Origin of the sequence: Mycobacterium sp. (assembly GCF_032162105.1) — a bacterium.
GTDB lineage: Bacteria > Actinomycetota > Actinomycetes > Mycobacteriales > Mycobacteriaceae > Mycobacterium.
Genome location: NZ_JAVRPS010000652.1, coordinates 1 through 6,715 on the forward strand (window position 1 = coordinate 1; position 6,715 = coordinate 6,715).

Consider the following 6,715-nt stretch of genomic DNA (forward strand, 5'->3'; position numbering starts at 1 on the left):
CACTTTCACTTCCGCGACGGCGGCTTAGATGCGGGCGAGCGGGTTGGTTCAGGGATCTCAGTCCAGGTCGATCTCGTCGCGGCGCCGTCGCGGCGGCCGGGGGCGATTCTAGGGCGACGCGAGACCGAACCGTCTCCGTACCGGCAACGCCCAGAATCGTTGTCTTGCAGTTGATATGCGTGTTCCCGCGAACTATATCGCCTAGTCGTCGAAGGCGGCTCGCCCGTTCTTAAAATCCGCACAGTGTCGGTTCGAGTCCGACTGGGGGCACGGCATCCGGACTGCTGAGGCGCCTAAGGGGCGTGGCCGGCAGTTGGCCGAGCGGAGGCCGCGCCGGCGTTAGCGCGGCAAAGCGTTGCCCTCCATCACTTCCGATGGAAAACCGGTACGCACAGCCCGATTGTCGCCAGCCCAAAACCGCTGCGCCACAACAGATAGACGCCGACCGCACATCTCGCAATCAGCTGCGCCACGCGGACGAGGTTCAGTGCAACCCGTGGTCCGACAGGTTCGGCAGCCGGTCAGGCCCAACCCGCGAGCTCGAACAGCGGCATGCGCGCCTCGTCGGGTGCCGTCTCGAGTTCAGCGGCAAGGAGCTGACCGCCCAACGGCCCCTTCAGCAGCGAGTAGGCAAACCGCACGGCGGGAACGCCGTCGGGCTCGGCGTAGCCGGCCACCCGCTCGGCGAAGGTCAGCCATCGCGTCTCACGCGTGGCGCAGCAGTCGGAGATCGTGGCGTTCAAGTTGGCTTTAGCGCGACGACAGTGTTCCCGAAATGTTCCCGCTCACACTACGCATCTGACCTCTGTTACTGAAAGATACTGTGGAACAATGGATGTAGTTCCACGCTCGTTGAAATCGCGGAATAAGATCCGAACAGTGTCGGTTCAAGTCCGGCCCGGCTCACATGTCATCCCCCGAACGCAAGAACAACTCCTGCACGACCGTGTGATCCGCGTCGCCTAGCCCTTCGTGAACCACTTCAGCGAATAGCCTTTCCACCACGGCCAATACGTCAGCGCGGGCGCCAACAGCGTCCGCCGCGCTTTGGGCGTACTTGAGGTCCTTGAGCTGATTCTTTGCGCTGCCGCCGACGTCGTACGTGCGCTCGAGAAACTTGTCACTCTTCTGGGCGAGCACGGCGCTGCTGGCAAGCCCACCCTGGAGGATGCGAACGAGACGCTCGAGGTCAAGTCCGTATGTCCTTGCGAGGGATAATGATTCCGCGATCGCCGTCAACGTGGATGCGACGATCATCTGGTTGCACAGCTTCGCGACCGAACCGGCGCCGACGTCTCCCATCCGCTCGATCGTCCGGGCGACGGCTTTGAGGATCGGCGCGATCAGGGCGAACTCTTCGGCCGAACACCCAACCATGACGCTCAACGTGCCCTCTTGGGCGCCCTTGTCTCCACCGCTCATCGGCGCATCGATGACGGCAATCCCGTATGGAGCTATGGCAGCGGCAAAGCGCTTGACCTTTTCCGGAGAGGTCGTGCTCATGATCAGGATGCGATCCGTGCCCGCCGCCGCCCATGCTCTCAGGACGGCGTCCGAGGCGAGCAATTCCAGCTGATCGACATCGGGCAGAACCGAGAGGATGACCCTGGAATCAAGGTCCTCAAGCCGTTCTGGAATGCGAGCTGTGGGCTCGAAGGATAGGGCCACCGACCGTGTCCGGTTCCATACTGCGACGTCGAACCCAGCGGAGATGAGATTGCGGGCGATCGGTGCGCCCATCGGCCCCAAACCGATCACCGCAACCGTGGGTAGGTCGATGGTCGCGGGGTCCAGGTTAACGGCCGATGGCATCGTTGCTCCTTCAGTCTCGTGGTGTACTGCGGGGCGCTGAGATCGTGCGTTGACGTCCTCTCCGCAATGAATTGCGGATTCCTCGTGCTGACCGGCTGTCTCGATAGGCGCTCACGCGGCTATCGCCGTGGGCTGGTCGGTAGTGGAGGTTCGCGCCGAGCGGCTCTGTCGCATCGCGGCCTTGGCTGTACGCCGGGCGTTGATGCGCGCCACCGACCTCCGCGAGGGCGGATGTCTGCGGCCTCGCCGCTTCGATGAAGCATGACGGCTGGACTTCGGCGACCCGTCGACGTCCTGACGGTGCAGCCAGCCCCGGTGGGCTGCCTGCAAGTCCAGCCGATCAGACCCGTCTACGCCAGCTCGGACGTGCAGCCCGAGGTAGGCCGAGAACAGGTCCCGATCTTCGGTGATACCGCACCCGCAGCGGTGAACCCGTTGCGAGAGCGGCTTTTTCTCCCGGTTCCCGCACAGGCAGGTTTGCGACAAGGCCGTGGTGTTGGGGTTGTACTCGTAGAGACGCTGCCCGCCGGCGCTTTCAGCCTTGCGGCGCATCATCTCTACCAGTAACCCGGGTGCCCGGTCGCGCACGCTGCGCGGAAAGTTCTTCTGCCACGAAACGTAATCGAGTCTCTCGCAGGCGGTATCGGCGCCGTGGCTCAACAGCCGGTTGGCCAGCGCCCCGTGCAAGGTTTTGCGGTGCTCGGCCAGCCGGCGATGCAACTCGACCACCCCGATCGCGGTTCGCATGGCTGCGTGCGAGCGTTGCCACTCACACCGCCCAGATTCATGGGTGCCGTCGTGATGGAAGCAGGCGGCCGATCCGGCCCGGTGCTGCCGATCCAGCCGCCGCTGCACCCGCCGCAACCGCACAGTATTCAGGCGGATCGCAGCGGCCAACGGCTCCACCCACCCTGACCAGGACCCATCACCATGTTGCACGGCCACCGCGATCGCAGACGGACCCAGGTCGAACGACACCCGGCCCTCACCCACCGGATGGCGCCGCACCGGGTGACCATCCATGACGAGTTGCATGCGATAGGAGTCGCGACCGTTGATCACCGTGCGCACAATCCGGGTCGACAACACTTTCCCGGCCGCGATCAACCCCTCAATCTCAGCCAACTCGGCTTGCTGCTCCCCACCGCGGCGCCCCGACCTGGCCGCCTCGGCGATCGGGATGACGAACCCGGCGCCCCACTGCAACCCGACCAGCCGAGCCGCCGCATCAGTCTTGGGTCGCAACGCACCATTGCCGTCTTTGGCCGACAACGATTGCAACCCACGCGTGGTCGACTTGAACCGCGGCCTGCCTCCGTTGCCCACATGCCACTGGCGGACCGCATCGAACGCACGCGCCCCCAGGTTCTGGGTCTCTTGGGCCGGTAAATGTTCACGCACCCAAGATTTCCGCAATGACGATGCGAACGACTGCGCCGCATCCGCAGTGAACCCGTGCGCCTGCTCGACCGCGCGGAACGCCGCCGCCCGGACGGCCCGTTCCTGTTTGCTGCTACGCGGCCATCCTCGCGCAGTCTGCCAGGCTGGATCGTCCTTCACAGCGCGGCTACGGCCGATGAACTCGCCCAGCACCGCGTTATACACCCGCACCCCGGTAAAGAACCGAATCGCCACCACCCGGCACTGCGCCGCGGCCGGCCGCAGCGGCCAAGACCGCACATGCGTGGGCGCGCCCCTCGGACGCTTACGCGTACGAGGCTTCCGCACCGGCTCCCCGGCCGGTGTCGGTGCCATCCGGTAGGACTTACCCACACCACAACCGTAGGGGTGAGCACTGACAACAACGACCTACCGCCGCGCCCGACACAGCGTGTCGCTGCTGCACGCACACCTGGTGTTCGTGACGAAATACCGGCGCCCGGTATTCACCGATGCGATGCTCATCTTCACCGAGAAGACCATGCACGGCGTCTGCGTCGCCGACCTCGACGCCGAGTTGGTCCAGTTCAACGGCGAAGCCGACCACGTGCACCTGCTCGTCGCCTATCCGCCCACCTTGGCGATCTCTGCTTTGGCGCAGCGGCTCAAAGGTCGCACCGCCTACGCAGTGCGCCGCGAACACACCGGCGTCGGTGTCCGCGCCCGCATGCGCGGACACCCCTGGTCGCCGTCCTACTTCGCCGTCTCCTGTGGTGGTGCACCGCTGTCCATCATCAAGCAACACATCGACGGACAAGCACGCCCACCCTGAACGCCGGGCTCCGCCCAGCGACACACAGGATGAGCTAACCCCGCACTGAAGTCCGAGGCCAGCGCCCAACAAATCAGTCAGGCGATGTGGGATCCGCCGTTGACGTCGTAGGTGACCCCGGTCAGGTAGCCGCCTTCCGGTCCGAGCAGGAAGTTGACGACCCCGGCCACGTCGTCGACGGTTCCGATTCGCCCTACCGGAAGCTCTTTAAGCATGAAGGTGATGCGTTCGTCGGTAAGCCGACCGCCCATGATGTCGGTGTCGATCGATCCCGGCGCCACGGAGTTGGCCGTGATGCCGTAGGGGCCGAGCTCACGTGCGAGGGTGCGTGCGATGCCGAGCAGTGCCGCCTTAGAACCGGAGTATGCGGCCCGGCCGTACACACCGCCACCGCGTTCAGCCGAGGCGGAGGAGATGTTCACGATGCGTCCCAGTCGGTTCGCCGCCATCACCCGCACCGCGGCCCGCGTGACGTAGAACGTTCCGTTGACGTTGACGTCGAAGACGTGTTTCCACTCGGCAGTGGTGACCTCGAGAAAGGGAACGGGTGAGCTGATGCCCGCGTTGTTGACCAGGCCGACCAGCTGTGGGAGCGAGTCGACCACCGTGGCGACGGCGGCGTCAACCGCGCCTTCATCCGCGATGTCCACTCCGAGCCCCATTGTCGGGACTTCGTGCTCACACGCCACCTCCTCAGCTACGGCCCGGGATGCAGCGGCATCCAGGTCGAAGATCGCTACGGCCCAGTTGTCTCGAGCGAGGCGGTGGGCGATCGCGCGACCGATGCCGCGGCGGGAAGCCCCACCGGTAACGATGGCGGTGGGTTGCTGCGGAAACGCGGTTGCCGGGTACTCGGGACGGGACATTGACTGCCTCCTTGCAGGAACGGGTCCCCGTGGTTCGACAAATATATTGCCCGGGTTCGAATCCGACTGGGACTCTGTATTGGGCGGAGCGCCGCAGGACTCATCGGTGCCATCCTCACCCGCAACCTCGGCAACATCATCATCAACGCCGCCGTCGACGGAACGAGGAACTTCATCGTCGCCCTCGGTGCCGGTGCCGGAGCCATCGTCTCCGGGATCGAGTCCGCACAGCTGGGGATCACAACGGCGCTGGCGACGGAGCCACCGCCCGCCACCGCGGCGGATATCCCCGGGCTACGCACCCTCGCAGTCGGCCGGACGTTCAGCCTCGGCGCGGCATCGAGTGTCGTCACCGACGCCGCGGTCTCCGCGCCGCAGGACGAGGCGACCGGTGAGACCGACGTGGTGGCCACCGGCGCCGACGGAGAACCGCAGGATCCACTGAAAGCGCCTGCCGTAACCGATGTCTCGCCGTCGAGCGACATTTCGCGCGATGTACCTGAACCGGCAGCCCTGCCGAAGAAGGCCGTTGACGCCACCCCGGTCAAGGGCGCGCCGAAGGAGGTCGACGGGACCGTCGAGAAGGTGGCTGCCGCGGTCGAGAAGCACGACGGAGTGAAGGACGGCACTGGCGTGAACAACGATGCTGGAACCGACGCGAAGCCAGCGTCGGACTCGGACGACAAGTAGCTCCTCGGGCGCTCAACGCTTGTTGCGCGGCAATAGGTCTCGGATATGCACGGTCGGTGTGCCAGATCCGCCGCTTCGTTGTGCGGTAGTCAGTCGCTGCCGACACGTGAATTTGTCCCGTGGACGCCCACCCGGTATGTATCACTGCGGGGCTCGGGGACCGTCGAACGAGTCTGAATCGGCCTAAAGTAGCTCTGAACTGCGAAGCCCCCATAGCCCAATTGGCAGAGGCAGCGGACTTAAAATCCGCACAGTCTGGGTTCGAGTCCCAGTGGGGGCACACTGAGTCAAGAACCTTTGCGAGACAGCTCAATTCAGTCGATGTCCGACTGGGGGTCAAGTGGTCGCAGGTTCAAATTCCGTCGGCCCGACCGTCAGCCCGACCGGTTAAAGGACAGGTCAGCGGCGGTTTCGGAGATATCCGGGACCGCCTCCCTTGTGTCGAGAGGGGCTTGCTGGCTCGCCGTTGGTGTGCATCCTCTGCGCCAGAGCCGCTTTAGAAGCATCCAGCGCCTTTGGCCGACCTATGGACTGCCCGCGAGCGCGCCGTGCGTCCCGCGCTGCTGTGCGGCCGGACCACTTTGTGTCTTGCGTCACAGGACCGTCTCGGATACGGTATGCAGTAGTCAGGATCCAATATCCCGACTATGGCGCGCCTTGCGGCTGTGACTTGCGGTCCGGGCGCTCGAGCGGGTTGGGAATTCCGCATTCGCGCCTATGCGATACGCGGTGCTCGACAAAGCGAAAGGCCTCATATTTATGTTCAAACCCATTGCAGGGGTGGTGCCGATCGCTGCCGCTGTCCTCACAGTCAGCTGTGCCACGCCCACCGCTTCCCCAGCGGCGCTCACCACCAAAGCGCCCGCCCCGAAGGTAAACATCGCCACCCAGCAAACCATCGCGCTCCCCGGTGCCGGAGGCCACGGCGACGAGATTGTCGTCGACCCGGGGGCACACGCTGCTTATGTTGCCCAAAGTCCGGACAATAACCTTGTGGTCATCAACACGACCAGCAACGCTATCGAAGCGGTTGTACCCCAGATAGCGAGCGGCAATGGGATTGCCTTCAGCGGCTCATATGTCTTTGCTACGGAAGCAGACTCTGGAGCCGTCGCAGTCATCGACAAACCCACCT

At 64.6% G+C, this 6,715-nt stretch carries 7 protein-coding genes and 1 tRNA gene; 4 read left to right on the forward strand and 4 right to left on the reverse strand.

Annotated features, from left to right (window positions below; translation table 11 throughout):
* Positions 1-521: 521 nt before the first annotated feature.
* The 3 genes from QOC69_RS32795 to QOC69_RS32805 all read right to left on the reverse strand — a co-directional run bounded on the left by QOC69_RS32795 (position 522) and on the right by QOC69_RS32805 (position 3,492).
* On the reverse strand, positions 522-743 hold the full coding sequence (locus QOC69_RS32795) for a hypothetical protein (RefSeq protein ID WP_526446661.1): 222 nt from the start codon (positions 741-743) through the stop codon (positions 522-524).
* Positions 744-903: 160 nt separating this feature from the next.
* Positions 904-1,812: an NAD(P)-dependent oxidoreductase gene (locus tag QOC69_RS32800; protein ID WP_526446662.1), complete on the reverse strand. Its 909-nt coding sequence runs from the start codon at positions 1,810-1,812 to the stop codon at positions 904-906.
* A gap of 111 nt (positions 1,813-1,923) precedes the next feature.
* Complete coding sequence (locus QOC69_RS32805) at positions 1,924-3,492, reverse strand: zinc ribbon domain-containing protein (protein ID WP_526446663.1); 1,569 nt, start codon at positions 3,490-3,492, stop codon at positions 1,924-1,926.
* A 115-nt stretch (positions 3,493-3,607) separates the two neighbouring features.
* Between QOC69_RS32805 and tnpA the strand changes: the two genes are divergently transcribed.
* On the forward strand, positions 3,608-4,024 hold the full coding sequence (gene tnpA, locus QOC69_RS32810; RefSeq protein WP_526446667.1) for an IS200/IS605 family transposase: 417 nt from the start codon (positions 3,608-3,610) through the stop codon (positions 4,022-4,024).
* 77 nt (positions 4,025-4,101) lie between these two features.
* Here the strand turns inward: tnpA and QOC69_RS32815 are convergent, their stop codons facing one another.
* On the reverse strand, positions 4,102-4,890 hold the full coding sequence (locus QOC69_RS32815) for an SDR family NAD(P)-dependent oxidoreductase (protein ID WP_526446664.1): 789 nt from the start codon (positions 4,888-4,890) through the stop codon (positions 4,102-4,104).
* Between the two features lie 402 nt (positions 4,891-5,292).
* Between QOC69_RS32815 and QOC69_RS32820 the strand changes: the two genes are divergently transcribed.
* The 3 genes from QOC69_RS32820 to QOC69_RS32830 form a co-directional block, all read left to right on the forward strand.
* Positions 5,293-5,580: a hypothetical protein gene (locus QOC69_RS32820; protein WP_526446665.1), complete on the forward strand. Its 288-nt coding sequence runs from the start codon at positions 5,293-5,295 to the stop codon at positions 5,578-5,580.
* 206 nt (positions 5,581-5,786) lie between these two features.
* A tRNA-Leu gene (locus QOC69_RS32825) sits at positions 5,787-5,860 on the forward strand.
* 449 nt (positions 5,861-6,309) lie between these two features.
* Positions 6,310-6,715 (forward strand): YncE family protein (locus tag QOC69_RS32830; protein ID WP_526446666.1); only part of this gene is annotated, 406 nt, incomplete at its 3' end.